We start from the raw sequence: 16,475 nt of genomic DNA on the forward strand, positions 1-16,475 counted from the left end.
TCACCGCGTTTCGTTGAAGAGTTCCCGGCCTATCAGCATTCGGCGGATTTCGGATGTGCCGGCGCCGATTTCATAGAGCTTGGCGTCGCGCCAGATGCGGCCTGTGGGGTATTCGTTGATATAGCCGTTGCCGCCCAGCGCCTGAATGGCCTGGCTGGCCACTTCGGTGGCCCGTTCGGCGCTGTACAGGATGCAGCCCGCCGCGTCCTTGCGGGTGGTCTCCCCCCTGTCGCAGGCGTCCGCCACCGCATAGACATAGGCGCGGCAGGCGCCCCATGTGCTGTACATGTCGGCGATCTTGCCCTGCATGAGCTGGAACATGCCGATGGGCTGGCCGAACTGCTCCCGCTCGTGCACATAGGGCACCACCACGTCCAGACAGGCGCGCATCAGGCCCAGCGGCCCGCCGGACAGCACCACCCGTTCATAATCCAGGCCGGACATCAGCACCTTCACCCCGTCGCCGGGCCTGCCCACCACATTTTCATCGGGCACGAAGCAGTCGTCGAACACAAGCTCGCAGGTGTTGGAGCCGCGCATCCCCACCTTGTCCAGCTTCTGGGCGGTGGAAAAGCCGTCCATGCCCTTTTCGATCAGAAAGGCGGTGATGCCCCGGCTGCCGGCGTCCGGGTCGGTCTTGCCATAGACCATCAGCACGTCCGCGTCCGGCCCGTTGGTAATCCACATCTTGGAGCCGGTGAGCCGGTAGCCGCCGTCCACCCGCGCGGCCTTCAGCTTCATGCCCACCACGTCGGAGCCCGCACCCGGTTCCGACATGGCCAGCGCCCCCACATGCTCCCCGCTGATCAGTTTGGGCAGATATTTGTCCCGCTGGGCGTCAGTGCCGTTCAATACGATCTGATTGACGCACAGATTGGAATGGGCGCCATAGCTCAGCCCCAGCGACCCGCTGGCGCGGCTGATTTCCTCCATGGCCACCACATGGGCCAGATAGCCCATTTCCGCGCCGCCATATGCGGCAGGCGCCGTCAGGCCCAGCAGGCCCAGTTCGCCGAGCCGCGGCCACAGGTCCCGCGGGAAGCTGTTGGTCTCGTCGATTTCCGCCGCGCGCGGGGCGATTTCGTCCGCCGCGAACCGGCTGACCATATCGCGCAGCATCTTGATGTCTTCGTCATGCCCGAAGGTGAGATGCGGAAATTCATAGGCCATTGCGGGTATTCCTTGTGTTCAGTCGCTGTCGTTATCTCTGTCGTTGTCGAGAACGGTCAGAAGGTCGGCGCCGTCCGCCACCTGATCGCCGGGGGCGACGCTCAGCCCATCCACCACGCCGTCACGGGGGGCCTTCAGGGTCTGTTCCATCTTCATGGCTTCCATCACCAGAAGCGGGTCGCCCGCCGACACGCGGTCGCCATTGGCCACATGCACGCTCAGCACCTTGCCCGGCATGGGGGCGGTGACGCTGCCGGGGGCATCCATGGCCGCCAGATCGGTGCTGGTGGGGCGCAGACGGGCCAGCGCAACGGTGCGCGCCTGATCCACCAGCCACACCCGATCCGCCGTGATATGGGCAAAGACCGCGCGGCGGTGGCCGTCCAGCACAAGGGTCAGCCGGGCGCCGTCCCAATGCTCGATCCGCGCGGCCTTTGTGGTGCCGTCCGCGCAGGCGGCCAGCAGGCTGCCGTCCCGCCGGTGGGTCAGGTGCACGGGGTGTTCCGCGCCGTCTTCAAGGAAGCGCAGGGTTTGTGTATGTGCCCGGCCCGGCCAGAAGGCATCGCGCACCGCGAACGGGTGGTCGCCTTCCCGTGCGCGGCGGGCCGCGATCACGGCCAGCGCGGCCAGGATATAATCGGTGTCGGTGATGGTCCGCTGCGGGATCAGGGCGTCCCGGTGGCGCGGGATGAAGCCGGTGTCCAGGTCGCCCGCGCGAAAGGCGGGATGGTCCAGGGCCGCCGCCAGAAAATCCCGATTGGTGGTCAGGCCCGCCACGGGGCTTGCCGCGATCAGGGCGAGCAGGCCATTGATGGCGGCCTGCCGATCTGGCCCATGGGCGATCAGCTTGGCGATCATGGGGTCGTAATGAATGGTGATCGCGTCGCCCGCGCGCACGCCCGCATCCACCCGCTGGCCCGGTGACAGGGGGCGGGCGGGGTCGAACAGGGCCAGCGTGCCGGTGGCGGGCAGAAAGTCGCTGGCCGGGTCTTCGGCATAAAGCCGGGCTTCCACGGCGTGGCCGCCGGTCTCCGCGCGCGCTTCGATCGCCTGCTGGTCCAGGGTCAGGGGATGGCCTTCCGCCACGCGGATCTGCCACGCCACCAGGTCTTCCCCCGTGACCATTTCCGTCACCGGGTGTTCCACCTGAAGGCGGGTGTTCATTTCCATGAAATAGAAGGGCGCGTTTTCGGTGCCGTCCGCCACGTCCATGATGAATTCCACCGTGCCCGCGCCGCTATAGCCGATGGCCGCGCCCGCCTTGACCGCCGCTTCGCCCATGGTGCGGCGCAGGTCCGGATCGATGCCGGGGGCGGGGCTTTCCTCGATCACTTTCTGGTGGCGCCGTTGCAGGGAGCAGTCCCGCTCGTTCAGATGGACCACGCGGCCATGGCGGTCCCCCATGATCTGCACTTCGATATGGCGGGGTTTCTCGATCAGCTTTTCCAGCAGAAGATCGCCATTGCCGAAGCTGCTCTCCCCCTCCCGCCGGGCGGCGGCGATCGCGCTGTCAAGCTCTTGAGGCGTGTGCACGGCGCGCATCCCCTTGCCGCCGCCCCCGGCCACGGCTTTCACCAGCAGGGGATAGCCGATGCGCGCCGCTTCCGCCGTCAGGGTGGCGGCGGACTGGTCCACGCCGTGATAGCCGGGCACCACGGGCACGCCCGCGTCTTCCATGCGGTGCTTGGCCGCACCCTTCAGCGCCATGGCGTCCATCGCCTCGGCGCTGGGGCCGATGAAGATGATGCCGGCGTTTTCCGCCGCACGGGCGAAGTCCGGGTTTTCCGACAGAAAGCCATAGCCGGGGTGGATGGCATCCGCGCCCGTGGCCCGTGCCGCCGCCAGCACCGCCGCCTGATCCAGATAGCTTTCCCCCGCCGGGGCGGGGCCAAGGCGGACGGCTTCATCCGCCTGCATCACATGCTGGCTTGCGGCATCCGCATCGGAATAAACGGCGATGGTGTGAATGCCCAGCGCACGGCAGGTGCGCATGATGCGCACGGCGATTTCGCCTCGATTGGCCACCAGAAGGCGGCGAATGGGGGTGATGGGGGGCAGGGCCGTCATGCGCCGGTCTCCCCGTCTGCGGCCCAGCGGGCCTTGCGTTTTTCCAGAAAGGCGTCGATCCCCTCGCGGGCCTCATCGCTGGTGCGCCGCTCGGCGATGCGATGGGCGGTCAGCTTTTGCAGGCCCGGCCCCAGCGGCGCGCCGTCCACCTCCCGGATCAGATGCTTGGCGGCGCTGACCGCGCCGGGGGCATTGCCCAGCAGGGCCGCGATCCAGCCCTGTGCGGTGGCCTCTGCCGCGTGCCGGTCCTCGGCCACATGGTGCACCAGCGACAGGGCGTGCGCCGTTTCGGCGGTGAAGATTTCACCGGTCAGGAAATAGCGCCGCGCCTGCCGGGCGCCCATGGCGGCCACCACATAGGGGCTGATGGTGGCCGGGGTCAGACCCAGCTTCACTTCCGAAAAGGCGAATCTGGTGCCCGCCACCGCCACCACCATGTCGCTGGCGGCCACCAGCCCGGCGCCGCCGCCCATGGCCGCGCCGTGCACCAGCGTGATGACGGGTGTGTCGCAGGTGGCCATGGCGTGCAGCATTTCGGCAAGCCCCACGGCGTCCGCCTGGTTGTCGTCCAGCGACATGTCCGCCGCGCGGCGCATCCAGGCCAGGTCCGCGCCCGCGGAAAAGGTCTTGCCCTCGCCGGACAGCAGAATGGCCCGCACATCGGGGTCCGCCCCCAATGTCTCGAACGCCTGCTTCAGATCCCGGATCAGGGCATCGTTGAAGGCGTTGCGCACATCAGGCCGGTTCAGCCTCAGGCGGGCGACGGGGCCGTCAATTTCGGTGATCAGGTCGCTCATGGCCGGTCTCCCTCACATGCGGAACACGCCGAAGCGGGTCAGGGTGATGGGGGCATTGTCGGCGGTTGCAAGCGCCAGCCCCATGACGCGGCGGGTGTCCATCGGGTCGATCACGCCGTCATCCCACAGCCGGGCGCTGGCGTATTCGGGCTTGCCCTGGGCATCATAGCTGTCGCGGATCGGCGCCTTGAAGGCGTCCTCATCCGCCGCCGACCAGCTTTCGCCGCGCGCTTTCATGCCGTCGCGCTTGACGGTGGCCAGCACATTGGCGGCCTGTTCCCCGCCCATCACGGATATCCGGGCATTGGGCCACATGAACATCAGCCGGGGCTGATAGGCCCGGCCACACATGCCGTAATTGCCCGCCCCGAAGCTGCCGCCGATCAGGACGGTGAATTTGGGCACATTGGCGCAGGCCACGGCGGTGACCATCTTGGCGCCGTCGCGCGCAATGCCGCTGTTTTCATATTTACGGCCCACCATGAAGCCGGTGATGTTCTGCAGGAACAGCAGGGGAATGCCCCGCTGGCAACACAGTTCCACGAAATGGGCGCCCTTGAGCGCGCTTTCGGAAAACAGCACCCCATTATTGGCCACAATGCCCACCGGATAGCCCCAGATATGGGCAAAGCCGCAGACCAGGGTTTCGCCATACAACTTCTTGAATTCGTCAAAGGCGCTGTCGTCCACGATGCGGGCGATGATTTCCCGCACGTCGAAAGGCTGGCGGCTGTCTTTCGGGATCAGGCCGTACAGCTCTTCCGGGTCCAGCCGGGGCGGCTTTACCGCGTTGCGGGGCAGGGAGCGGGCCGGGCGGTGATTCAGTCTGGCCACGGCGTCGCGGGCAATGCCCAGCGCGTGGGCGTCGTCCTGCGCCAGATGATCCACCACGCCGGATGTGCGGGCGTGCACATCGCCGCCGCCCAGATCCTCGGCGCTCACATCCTCCCCGGTGGCGGCCTTTACCAGCGGCGGGCCGCCCAGAAAGATGGTGCCCTGATTGCGCACGATGATGCTTTCGTCCGCCATGGCGGGCACATAGGCCCCGCCCGCCGTGCAACTGCCCATGACCACGGCGATCTGCGGGATGCCTTCAGCCGACATGGTGGCCTGATTGTAGAAGATGCGGCCGAAATGGTCCCGGTCGGGGAACACCTCGTCCTGCCGGGGCAGGTTGGCGCCGCCGCTGTCCACCAGATAGATGCAGGGCAGGCGGTTTTCCCGCGCGATTTCCTGCGCGCGCAGATGCTTTTTCACGGTCAGCGGATAATAGGTGCCGCCTTTTACCGTGGCGTCATTGCACACGATCATGCATTGCACGCCAGAAACCTGCCCGATGCCGGTGATCAGGCCCGCGGCGGGCACCTCCTCGTCATAGACACCAAAGGCGGCAAGCTGCGACAGTTCCAGAAAGGGGGTGCCGGGGTCCAGCAGCATGGCCACCCGCTCCCGCGGGAGCAGCTTGCCCCGACCCACATGCTTTTCACGGGCGCGGGCGCTGCCGCCAAGGGCGATCCGGTCCAGCGTGTCCGTCAGGTCCGCCACAAGGGCGCGCATGTGCGCCTCATTGGCCTGAAACCCCGGATCGGTACGGTTTATATCGGATGTGAGATGGGCCACTTTGCTTGCGCTCCCTCCCCGTTGAACGCGGTGTGATGCTTGTGATCATAGGCCCGCTAGTGATATTGGTAAAATCGAAGAGAAAAATATAACCCATAGAAGATGTCTATGTTCGACCTGTATCTGCTGAAATATTTTCTGGCCGTGGTGGAAGCGGGCAGCTTCACCCGCGCGGCGGAGACGGTCTATGTGACCCAGCCCACATTGTCCGCCGGGATCAAGAAGCTGGAAGGGCAGTTAGGCTGTGCGTTGTTTGTCCGCTCCAGCCGCCGTGTGTTCCTGACCGATGCGGGCAGCCGCTTCCTGCCGCGTGCCAAGGCGATCCTGCATGAATGCAATATGGCCGAAGAAGCGGTGGCCCAGGGCATGGGGGGCGCGGTGCTGCGGCTGGGCGTGCTGACCACGCTGGATCATCGCCGGGTGGCGGCCATGATCCGCGCCTTTCGGGCAAGCCCGGCCCCGGCCTTCGAGATCGTGGACGGTACCGAGCAGGAGTTGCTGAACCGGCTGGACGACCGGTCCATTGATTACGCCCTCAGCCTGCATCGGGGGGAGAGCGCCGACGAGGCCGTTCCGCTTCTTGAGGAAGGCTATGTGTTCGTGCTGGCGCGGGATCATCCCCTGAGCGGCCGCCCCCGCCTGATGGCGGAGGATTTGCGGGCCGAGCCCATGGTTGTGCGCAGCCGCTGCGAGGTGCTGTCGGAAACCAGCCGCTATTTCACCGATCGCAATGTGCGCCCCCGGCTGGCCTATCGCACTGCCAATGACTCCCGCGCGCTGGCCATGGTGGCGGCGGGGGTGGGGGGCACCGTGGTGCCGGACAGCCTGGTGACGGACGATGTGGCGGCCCGCCCGCTGGATGGTTTCGCTCCCCGTCGCCGTCTGGCGCTTTTTCGGCCCCGATCCGCCTTGCCGCAGGGGTTGGCCGCTGTTGCCCCGGCCTTTGAGGACCATGTGGCCACCTGTTTTTCCACCGGCGCGATGAACGGCTCGCCGCAGGTCACGCACATTTGAGCGCGGCGGTCTTTGAACCGGCGGGTGATCGGCGTATCTGGTAAACCAAAGCCGCATGGTGGCGGTATAACGAACGACGTACCAAATACCGCGCCCGCCTGGAATGTCAGGCGGCGCGCTGTGTGGTGCTGGAAGGAACAGGTATGACTGTTGGACGTGTAATCCTGATCATGATGGCGTTGGGGCTGGCGGGGCTTGGTGCCTGGCTGGCCCTGACCGGCACCCCCGGCGGGGGCGGGCCGCGCTGGGGCAATGATGGCGATGGCGCGGTCACGGTCGGCGTGGAGCGTGTCAGCGAACGGCGCTTCACCCGCGTGGTGGAAGCGCTTGGCACCACCACGGCACGGGAAAGCGTGACCCTGAATTCCACGGTCACCGATACGGTGGCGGCCATTCATTTTCAGGACGGCGACCTGGTTGAGAAGGGCGACCTTCTGATCGAGCTGACGGCGGACGAGGAAAAAGCCGAACTGGCGGAGGTGAACGCCGCCATCGCCGAAGCCGAGCGCCAGTACACCCGGCTGAACGATCTGGTGAAGCAGGGCAATGCCTCGCCCGCCACGCTGGATTCCCAGGGCCGCGAGGTGGCGGAGCTGAAGTCCCGCCGCGATGCGGTGAAGGCGCGCATTGCCGATCGCCGGGTTCGGGCGCCTTTCGATGGCATTCTGGGCCTGCGCCGGGTCAGCGAGGGCGCCCTGCTGACCGCCAATACACCGATCACCACCATTGACGCCATTGACCGGGTGAATCTTGATTTCCCGGTGCCGGAAAAGTTCATCGCCACGCTGGCGCCGGGCCAGACGGTCAAGGCGGAGGCGGAAGCCTATCCGGGCGAGGTGTTCGAAGGCGTGGTGAAGACCGTTTCCAGCCGGGTGGACCCGGCCACGCGATCCGTGGTCGTGCGGGCGCAACTGCCCAACCCGGACATGAAGCTGCGCCCCGGTATGCTGATGCGGCTGGATGTGGAAAGCCGGTCCTGGCAGGCGCTTGCCGTGCCTGAGGAAGCCGTGGTGCCGTCCGGCGGGCGGGAATATGTCTATGTGGTGCGCGGCGACAGTGCCGAGCGGGTGCGGATCGAACTGGGGCTGCGACGGCCCGGATATGCCGAGGTGATCAGCGGCCTGGAACGGGGCGATCAGGTGGTCACGGAAGGTACGCTTCGTCTGGGGCAGCAGGGCGTGAAGGTGCGCACCCTTCAGGCGGAACCGGCGGATGGCCCGGACAGTGGTGAAGCCAGTGGCGGTGCCGCTGGCGGCGCGGCACGGTAAGGCGGAAGGAAGCGTCATGATTCTGTCGGATGTTTCGGTCAAGAGGCCGGTTTTCGCCACGGTGATGAGCCTGTTGCTGGTGGCGTTCGGGTTGATCGCCTTCAACGAACTTTCGGTGCGCGAACTGCCGGATGTGGACCCGCCCATCGTCAATATCCGCACCGATTATCCGGGTGCCAATGCGGCGGTGGTGGAAACCCGTGTGACCCAGGTGATCGAGGATCGCATCGCCGGGGTGTCCGGCATCAAGACCATTGAAAGCCGCAGCCGGGACGGCGAATCCAACATCGACATCGAATTCGACCTGTCCGCCGATATCGACAGCGCCGCCAATGACATACGGGACCGGATCAGCCGCGTGCTGGATAATCTGCCCGACGAGGTGGACCCGCCGGAGGTGTTCAAGGCGGATGGCGACACCCGCCCGGTGATCTGGTTCAACCTGCTGTCCCCCGTGCGCGACGTGCTGCAACTGACGGACTATGCGGAGCGCAATATCGTGGACCGGCTGTCCATCGTGGACGGTGTTTCCCGCGTGATCATTGGCGGGTCCAAGCGCTATGCCATCCGCATTCATCTGGACCGGCAGGCCATGGCCGCCCGCGAGGTGACCGTGGCCGACGTGGAGGCCGCCCTGCGCCGCGAGAATGTGGAACTGCCCGCGGGCAAGGTGGAAAGCATCAATCGGGACACCATTGTCCGCATCAATCGCGAATACAGCCGCCCGGAGGACTTTGCCACGCTGGTGATCCGCGAGGGCATGGACAACAGCCTTGTGCGGCTGGGCGATCTGGCGCGTGTGGAACTGGGGCCGGAACGGGCGGAGCGGGCTTTTCGCGGCAATGGCAAGTCCATGATCGGGCTGGGCGTGGTGAAACAGTCCGGCGCCAACACGCTTGAGGTGGCAAAAGGCGCCAAGGCGGCCGCCGCGCGGATTTCCCGCGATCTGCCGGAAAGCATGGAACTGCTGCCCAGCTATGACAGCTCCGTTTTCATCGAAAAGGCGATCGACGAGGTTTATGTGACACTGGCCATCGCCATGGGGCTGGTGGTTCTGGTGCTGTACATGTTCCTGGGCAGCATCAAGACCGTGCTGGTGCCCGCCATCACCGTGCCGGTCTGCCTGATCGCCAGCTTCTTCATTCTGAACCTGACCGGTGTGACCATCAATCTGATCACCCTGCTGGGGCTGGTCATGGCCATCGGGCTGGTGGTGGATGATGCCATTGTCATGCTGGAAAACATCTATCGCCGGGTGGAACTGGGCGAACCCGGCCTGCTGGCCGCCTATCGCGGCGCGCGACAGGTGGCCTTTGCCATCATCGCCACCACCGCCGTTCTGGTGGGCGTGTTCGTGCCCATCATGTTCCTGACCGGCAATGTGGGGCGCCTGTTCGGGGAGCTTGCCATCACCATGTCGGCGGCGGTGATCTTTTCCAGCTTCGTGGCGCTTTCCCTGTCGCCCATGATGTGTTCCTTTCTGGTTCGGCGGCGCAACAAGAAGCCCGCCTTCAGCCGCTTCATAGACCGTTCTTTCCGTCGCCTTCAGGCCAGCTATGGCCGGGTGCTGACCCTGTGCCTGAACAACAAGGGCGCGGTGGTGCTGGCCTTCATGGCCTGTTTCGCCATCATTTACGGCCTGATGGGCCGCATTCCCAGCGAGTTGGCCCCGATCGAGGACCGGTCCTATCTGTTCCTGCGCGTGCAGGGGCCGGAAGGCGCCAGCCATGAATTCATGGACCGGCAGGCCCGCAAGGTGGAAGACGTGATCCTGCCTTACCGCGAAGGCCCGCTGGAGCGCCTGCTGCTGCGGGTGGACGGCAATGGCGGCTGGGGTTTTCTGATCCTCAAGCCCTGGGGCGAGCGGAAGATGAGCGCGGGGCAGCTCGCCAATGAGCTGAGGCCGAAGCTGAATGAGCAGGTGCCCGCCATTCGCGCCATTCCGATCCAGACATCCGGCCTGACGCGGGGTGGCGGCGGCGAACAGTTCCAGTTTGTCGTGGGCGGCAATACCTATGAGGAGCTGGGCCGCTACAAGGCGATCATCCAGGACGGACTGCGGGACTATCCGGGGCTGGTGAATGTGGATTTCGATTATGACGAGACCCAGCCCCAGTTCCGTGTGGAGATCGACCGGGGCCGCGCCGCCGACCTGGGCGTTTCGGTGGAAACCATTGGCCGCACACTGGAAACCATGATGGGTGGCCGCCGTGTGACCACCTTCGTGGATAATGGGGAGGAATACGACGTGATCCTTCAGGCGGCGGAGGAAGATCGCCGCCAACCATCGGACATGACCAATATCTATGTGGACAGCCGCGAGGGCGCGATGGTGCCGCTTGAAAGCCTCGTGCGGGTGAAGGACACCAGCGGGGCGGGCACGCTGAACCGGTTCAACCGGGTGCGCGCGCTGACCGTATCCGCCAGCGTGGCGGAAGGCTTCACGCTGGGGCAGACGCTGGACCATATGGAAACGCTGGTGCGGGATCGCATTCCCGACAATGCGGGGATCGATTACAAGGGTGCCACGCGGGAATTCATGGAAGCGGGCAGCGACATTTATTTCATCTTCGTCATGGCGCTGGTGGTGGTGTTCCTGGTGCTGGCCGCGCAGTTCGAAAGCTTCATCCACCCTGTCATCATCATGATCACCGTGCCGCTTGCGGTGCTGGGCGGGCTTGTGGGCCTGTATCTGGCGGGCAGCACGCTGAACATTTACAGCCAGCTTGGCATGATCATGCTGATCGGGCTGGCGGCCAAGAACGGCATTCTGATCGTGGAGTTCGCCAATCAGCTCCGCGATCAGGGTGAAAAGGTGCGGGATGCCCTGATGCACGCGGCGGAAACGCGCCTGCGGCCGATCCTGATGACGGGCCTGTCCACGGCCATGGGGGCGCTGCCGCTGATGCTGGCTTCGGGCGCCGGGTCCGCCAGCCGTCAGACCATCGGTGTGGTGGTGTTCGGCGGGGTGATCGTGGCGTCCTTCTTCACCTTGTTCATCGTGCCGGTGTTCTATGACATGCTGGCCCGCTTCACCACGTCGCCGGGCCATGTGGCGGAAAAGCTGAAGGATTACGAGGACCGCGAGGCGGCGGGCCAGCCGGCGGAGTGAATTTTGGCCTTGCCGGGCAGATTGGAACGCGCAACCATTCCGCGTCGCCAACTGCTTGGGGGAAGATATCATGTATGCCGGATTCTGGTTGCGCGCCGTCGCTTATGCGCTGGACCTGATAGCGTTGACCCTGGTGTCGTTCCTGATAATTTTCGTGCTGGGCGTTCTGGGCGGGGCGGGCCTGATCGGGGTGATGGACCCGAATTCACCCGCCATCAATCTGCTCAGCGCCCTTGTGGGCTGGCTTTATTTCGCTGGCTTTGAATCCAGCGAGCAACAGGCCACGCCGGGTAAGAAAGTGCTGAAATTGATCGTCACGGACGAGGCCGGCAATCGGCTGACCTTTCTACGCGCCACCGGGCGGCATCTGGGCAAGATTCTGTCCGCGCTGATCCTGTTGATCGGCTTTTTCATGGCCGGTTGGACCGCTCGCAAGCAGGCCCTGCACGACAAGCTGGCGGGCACGCTTGTTTGGCGGGCGCCGCCAGAGGATGGCGCGGCGCCGGATATGACAGGGTCGGCCTGACGGGTCTGACCGGGTAATGACGGTGAAGAAACGGCGCCCCGGCAAGGGCGCCGCCGTTGCTGTCTTCAGGCGGTGTGCGTGTTCCTCAATATCCCGCCGCATATGAGCCGGGGCGGCGTGGATCGGCGGCACCCATCAGCAGGCCGTCGGGCGAGATCATCAGCGCATTGGCCGAGCCCATGGACCGGTCAGCGCTGTCCGCCGCGCTGGCCTTCACATTATAGCCCATGGCCTTGAGCCGGGTGAGCGTGTCCAGCGACAGGCCGGGCTCCACGAACAGCTTTTTCGGATACCATTGGTGGTGCACGCGCGGGCGGGCCACGGCGCTGGCGATGTTCATGTCAAAGTCCATCACATTCAGCATGGTTTGCAACGTGATGGTGATGATGGTGGACCCGCCGGGGCTTCCCGTGGCCATGAGCGGTTTGCCATCCTTGAACAGCAGGGTGGGCGTCATGGAGGACAGCGGGCGCTTGCCCGGCTCGATGGCATTGGCTTCCCCGCCCAGCAGGCCAAAGGCATTGGGCACGCCGGGCTTGGCGGAAAAGTCGTTCATTTCATTGTTCATCAGGAACCCCGCGCCCGCCACGGCCTTGCCGTTGCCATAGGTGAAGTTCAGCGTATAGGTGTTGGCCACCATGTTGCCCTGGGCGTCCGCCACGGAATAGTGCGTGGTCTGCTTGCTTTCATAGGGCAGGTCCGGGGCGGGGCCGATGTCTTCCGACGGGCGGGCCACGCCGGGCACGATGCCCTCCCGGATGTCGCGGGCATAAGCCTTGCTGGTCAGCGCGCCGATGGGCACATCGAAGAAATCCGGGTCTCCCAGATATTTGGACCGATCCGCATAGGCGATCTTCATCACCTCCGCCAGCCGGTTGATATAGTCCGCGCTGTTGTGGCCCTGGGCCGCCATGTCCCAGCCTTCCAGCACATTGAGCATCTGCACGATATGCACGCCGCCGCTGGACGGCGGCGGCATGGAGGCGATTTCATACCCCCGGTAGCTGCCGGTGATAGGTGCGCGTTCCTTGACGGTGTAGGCTTTCAGGTCGTCACGGGTGATGATGCCGCCCGCTGCCCGCACGCTTTCCACCAGCTTTTCGGCCACCCAGCCGTCATAAAAGCCGTCCGCGCCCTTTGCCGCAATGGTCTTCAGGGTTTTCGCCAGGTCCGCCTGAATGAAGCGGCTGCCCACGTCGGGCACGCTGCCATCGGCGCGGAAGAAATAGCCGGTGGCGGCCTCGTCTCCCTTCAGCCGGGCCTGATAGCGGCTCAGGCTGTCATGCAGCGCCCAGGTCATGGGGAAGCCTTCTTCCGCCAGCCGGATCGCCGGGGCCATTACGGTTTTCAGCGGCAGGGTGCCGTATTTCTCCAGCGCGTGGATCATGCCCATCACCGTGCCGGGCACGCCGCTCGCCTTGCCGGAGAAACGGGCCAGCCGCTTGTCCACATCGCCGTTTTCATCCAGAAACAGATCCCGGCCCGCGCCTGCCGGCGCCATTTCGCGGTAATCGATGGCGATGGTGCGCGCCTCCTCGGCCAGATAGACCATCATGAAGCCGCCGCCGCCGATATTGCCCGCCTGCGGGTGGGTCACCGCCAGCGCGAAGCCGGTGGCCACCGCCGCATCCACCGCATTGCCGCCCTGGGCCAGCATTTCCCGGCCCGCCTTGCTGGCGAATCCGTCCTGGCTGACCACCATGCCCTCGCGCGCCAGGGTGGGATGGAAGCGGGCCGTATAGTCGATGATCGGCTCACTGGCCGCATCCTGCCCATGCGCTGCCAGGTTGAGTGCTTTTGGCGTGAAACCCGCCGTGGAAAACGGCAGTATCAAAGCGGAAAACAGGGCGGTTGCAATGGCCGTTCTGGTGCCGGGGCGGGTGAAACGCAGGCGCATGTTTGGCTCCCTTGGATGCAATAGGCTGTTTGCCCGCCATCATAGGCAGGTTACCGTGCGCGTCCAGAGTGGATTGTTAACCTTGGCGAGGCAGCATGAAAACAGCGCTCAAAAAGCTCTATTACGGCAAGACCACCACGGGGCGTCGCTTCCGCCTGACTCTTTTGGCGTTCGATGTGGCCACGGTGCTGTTTTTCGTGCTGTCCAGCATGATGCCCCCGGCGGGCTGGCTGCTGGTGTTCGACTATTTTCTCGCGGGCATCCTGTCGCTGGACTTCCTGGCCCGGATGGTCATGCACAGGCCATGGTGGCGTTTCCCCGTCAGGTTCGAGGGAATCGTGGACCTGCTGGTGATCCTGTCCCTGCTGGCGCCCGCCTTTGTGGATAATTTTGCCTTTCTGCGCGTGCTGCGGATGCTGCGTCTGCTGCGATCCTATCACGTGCTCGGCGAACTCACGCAACACAACGCTTTCTTTCGCCGCAATGAAGAGGTGGTCAAGAGCACGCTCAACCTGTTCGTTTTCGTTTTTCTGATCACAGCCGTGGTGTTCGTGCTGGAGCAGGAGCGCAACGACGCCATCAATTCCTATCTGGACGCGCTTTATTTCACCGTCACCACGCTGACCACCACCGGCTTCGGGGACATCATCATGACGGGCACGGTGGGCCGCCTGCTGGCGGTGGTGATCATGGTGTTCGGCGTGGCTTTATTCCTGCGCCTGGTGCAGACCATTTTCCGCCCGGCCAAGGTGGCCTATACCTGCCCGGATTGCGGCCTGAAACGCCATGACCCGGATGCGGTGCACTGCAAGCATTGTGGCCGCGCCATCCAGATCGAGACGGAAGGCGAATGGTAGCGCCCCTGCCGCACGCCTGCCCGCTGTGCGGCGGCGGAAAAGGGGCGGCGTGGCATCGGGATCATTGGCGGCCCTATTGGCGCTGCGCCGCCTGCCTTCTGGTGTTCGTGCCCGCCCCGTTTCATCTGGATGCACGGGCGGAAAAGGCGGAATATGACGCCCATGACAACCGGGTGGATGACCCCGGCTATCGCCGCTTCCTGTCCCGGCTGGCCGATCCGGTGCTGGACCGGCTGACACCGGGCGCGCGGGTGCTGGATTTCGGCTGCGGCCCCGGCCCGGCACTGCTGGCCATGCTGCGGGAGGCGGGGCACGATGCCCGGGGGTATGACCCCTTTTACGCGCCGGACCCGGCCCCCCTTTCAGGCCGTTATGATGCCATCACGCTGAGCGAGGTGGCGGAACATCTGGCCGCGCCCGGCGCCGTGTTCCGGCGGCTTTGGGGCCTGCTGGAGCCCGGCGCTTTCCTTGCGGTGATGACCAAGCGCCAGACCGCGCCGGAAGCCTTTGCGCGCTGGCATTACATCCGGGACCGGACCCATGTGTGCTTCTTTCACGATACCACGGTGCACTGGCTCGCCCGGCACCTCGGCGGTGAAGCTGATCTATTGGGGCCGGATGTATTCCTGATCCGAAAGGGCGGGAATCAGGCATGATTGCCCTCAGCGGGGATTAGCCTTCCTTTCCCAAAGATGAAAACTTATTGCTGGTTTTCATGGGCCTGGGGCTTTAGGTAACCGCGTCATGATTGATGCTGGTGTCTTGCCCAAGGAGTAGTCCATAATGCCGTCTGATCGCCCGTTTTCCCTTTTGCGAAGCGCCGTTCTGGGGCTTGGTCTGGCTGGATTGGCCAGCGCCGGGGCCAGCGCCACCAACGGGTATTTCCAGCATGGCTATGGTGTGAAGGCCAAGGCCATGGGAGGTGCATCCATTGCCGTGATCGATGGCGTGCTGACCACTGCCAACAACCCGGCGGGCATGGTGCATGTGGGGAACCGGCTGGAACTGGGCGTTGACTGGTTCGCCCCGGATCGGGGTGGCCGCGTGATGGGGCAGGATTTCAGCGCCAATGGAAAAAACAATTTCATCCTGCCTGAAGCCGGCGTCAATATCATGCTGGATGATGACCTGTCACTGGGCCTGACCCTGTTCGGCAATGGCGGGATGAACACCAGCTTTGAAGCGCCGGTGTTTTCCAGCCAGTTCGCGGGCACCGACGCGGGCACCAATACGGGCATCGACATGGCGCAGCTTTTCGTGTCGCCCACCCTGTCCTATGAAATGACGGAAGGCCATTCCATCGGCGTGGCGTTCAACCTGATCTTCCAGTATTTCGAGGCGACGGGGCTGGCCAATTTCTGCGGCTTCACGGAAAACGGCTTTGCCACGCCGGACGGGCGCATCGGCTGCCCGCAGGATCCCGGCGCGGCGATCGACGGGCTGACGGATCAGGGCACGGACTGGTCCACTGGCACCAGCGTGCGGATCGGCTATCGCGGCCAGTTCACGGACTGGCTGGCCGTCGGCGCCTATTATCAGACCGAAAGCCAGATGCAGCGCTTTGAAAAATACGAAAACCTGTTTGCCGAAAACGGGGACTTCGACATTCCCGAACATTTCGGCGCGGGCGTGGCCCTGTATCCGGGCGGTGGCACCACCATCGCCGCCGATGTACAGCATATCCGCTATGGCTCCATCGCATCGGTGGGCAACCCCAATACGGGCTTCAGCGCGCCCGCCGCGTTCGGCCTTGGCCCCGCGCTGGGGGCGGATACCGGCCCCGGCTTCGCCTGGGAAGGCATGACCATCTTCAAGATCGGGGTGGAACAGCAGGTAAGTCGGCGGTTGCACCTGCGTGCCGGGTTCAGCCACGGCAATCAGCCCATACCGGAAGGGGAGACCACCTTCAATTTCATCGCGCCGGGGGTGATCGAAAATCATGCCACCATCGGCGCGGAGTGGACCTTTGATAACGGCGTGGATATTCAGGTCTTCTTCATGCACGCCTTTGAGAAAAGCGTGCAGGGCAGCACGCCAGCGGGCCAGTTCGGCCCCGGCAGCGCCGATATTCACATGAATCAGAACAGCGCCGGGATCACCTTCGGCTTCGATTTCTGATCCCCGCGGTCCCGGCCCGATCGGTCAGC

12 protein-coding genes are annotated in these 16,475 nt (G+C 64.7%); 7 read left to right on the top strand and 5 right to left on the bottom strand.

Annotated elements, in window-relative coordinates:
* Genes WGH93_RS04645 through WGH93_RS04660 form a run of 4 tightly spaced genes read right to left on the bottom strand, consistent with a single transcriptional unit; the run spans position 1 to position 5,591 of the window.
* Positions 1–1,170, bottom strand: coding sequence for an isovaleryl-CoA dehydrogenase (locus WGH93_RS04645; protein ID WP_374763692.1), 1,170 nt, complete (start codon positions 1,168–1,170; stop codon positions 1–3).
* An 18-nt stretch (positions 1,171–1,188) separates the two neighbouring features.
* On the bottom strand, positions 1,189–3,237 hold the full coding sequence (locus WGH93_RS04650) for an ATP-binding protein (RefSeq protein ID WP_374763693.1): 2,049 nt from the start codon (positions 3,235–3,237) through the stop codon (positions 1,189–1,191).
* Positions 3,234–4,034, bottom strand: coding sequence for an enoyl-CoA hydratase-related protein (locus WGH93_RS04655; protein ID WP_374763694.1), 801 nt, complete (start codon positions 4,032–4,034; stop codon positions 3,234–3,236). The genes WGH93_RS04650 and WGH93_RS04655 overlap by 4 nt, the downstream gene beginning before the upstream one ends.
* A gap of 12 nt (positions 4,035–4,046) precedes the next feature.
* Positions 4,047–5,591 (bottom strand): carboxyl transferase domain-containing protein, encoded by a 1,545-nt coding sequence (locus WGH93_RS04660; protein ID WP_374763767.1) that lies wholly within the window; start codon positions 5,589–5,591, stop codon positions 4,047–4,049.
* Between the two features lie 171 nt (positions 5,592–5,762).
* Between WGH93_RS04660 and WGH93_RS04665 the strand changes: the two genes are divergently transcribed.
* The 4 genes from WGH93_RS04665 to WGH93_RS04680 all read left to right on the top strand — a co-directional run bounded on the left by WGH93_RS04665 (position 5,763) and on the right by WGH93_RS04680 (position 11,574).
* Positions 5,763–6,668 carry a LysR family transcriptional regulator gene (locus tag WGH93_RS04665; protein WP_374763695.1) on the top strand — a complete coding sequence of 302 codons (906 nt, stop codon included), beginning with the start codon at positions 5,763–5,765 and terminating at the stop codon, positions 6,666–6,668.
* A 143-nt stretch (positions 6,669–6,811) separates the two neighbouring features.
* Complete coding sequence (locus WGH93_RS04670) at positions 6,812–7,936, top strand: efflux RND transporter periplasmic adaptor subunit (RefSeq protein WP_374763696.1); 1,125 nt, start codon at positions 6,812–6,814, stop codon at positions 7,934–7,936.
* A 16-nt stretch (positions 7,937–7,952) separates the two neighbouring features.
* The gene (locus WGH93_RS04675) at positions 7,953–11,048 is read left to right on the top strand and encodes an efflux RND transporter permease subunit (protein WP_374763697.1); all 3,096 of its coding nucleotides are present in this window, start codon (positions 7,953–7,955) and stop codon (positions 11,046–11,048) included.
* Positions 11,049–11,118: 70 nt separating this feature from the next.
* Positions 11,119–11,574, top strand: a complete 456-nt coding sequence (locus WGH93_RS04680) for an RDD family protein (protein ID WP_374763698.1) — start codon at positions 11,119–11,121, stop codon at positions 11,572–11,574.
* 85 nt (positions 11,575–11,659) lie between these two features.
* Here WGH93_RS04680 and ggt read toward each other — a convergent pair whose 3' ends face one another.
* A complete protein-coding gene (ggt, locus tag WGH93_RS04685; RefSeq protein ID WP_374763699.1) occupies positions 11,660–13,471 on the bottom strand; it encodes a gamma-glutamyltransferase in 1,812 nt (603 codons plus the stop codon).
* Between the two features lie 95 nt (positions 13,472–13,566).
* On the opposite strand from ggt, the gene WGH93_RS04690 reads away from it, so the two are divergent.
* The 3 genes from WGH93_RS04690 to WGH93_RS04700 all read left to right on the top strand — a co-directional run bounded on the left by WGH93_RS04690 (position 13,567) and on the right by WGH93_RS04700 (position 16,446).
* Positions 13,567–14,328 (top strand): potassium channel family protein, encoded by a 762-nt coding sequence (locus tag WGH93_RS04690; RefSeq protein ID WP_374763700.1) that lies wholly within the window; start codon positions 13,567–13,569, stop codon positions 14,326–14,328.
* Positions 14,322–14,984, top strand: a complete 663-nt coding sequence (locus WGH93_RS04695; RefSeq protein ID WP_374763701.1) for a class I SAM-dependent methyltransferase — start codon at positions 14,322–14,324, stop codon at positions 14,982–14,984. Before WGH93_RS04690 ends, WGH93_RS04695 begins: the two co-directional genes overlap by 7 nt.
* 127 nt (positions 14,985–15,111) lie before the next feature.
* Positions 15,112–16,446 (top strand): OmpP1/FadL family transporter, encoded by a 1,335-nt coding sequence (locus WGH93_RS04700; protein ID WP_374763702.1) that lies wholly within the window; start codon positions 15,112–15,114, stop codon positions 16,444–16,446.
* Positions 16,447–16,475 lie beyond the last annotated feature (29 nt).

Origin of the sequence: Yunchengibacter salinarum (genome assembly GCF_037658235.1) — a bacterium.
GTDB classification, from domain to species: Bacteria; Pseudomonadota; Alphaproteobacteria; order Sphingomonadales; family Kordiimonadaceae; genus Yunchengibacter; species Yunchengibacter salinarum.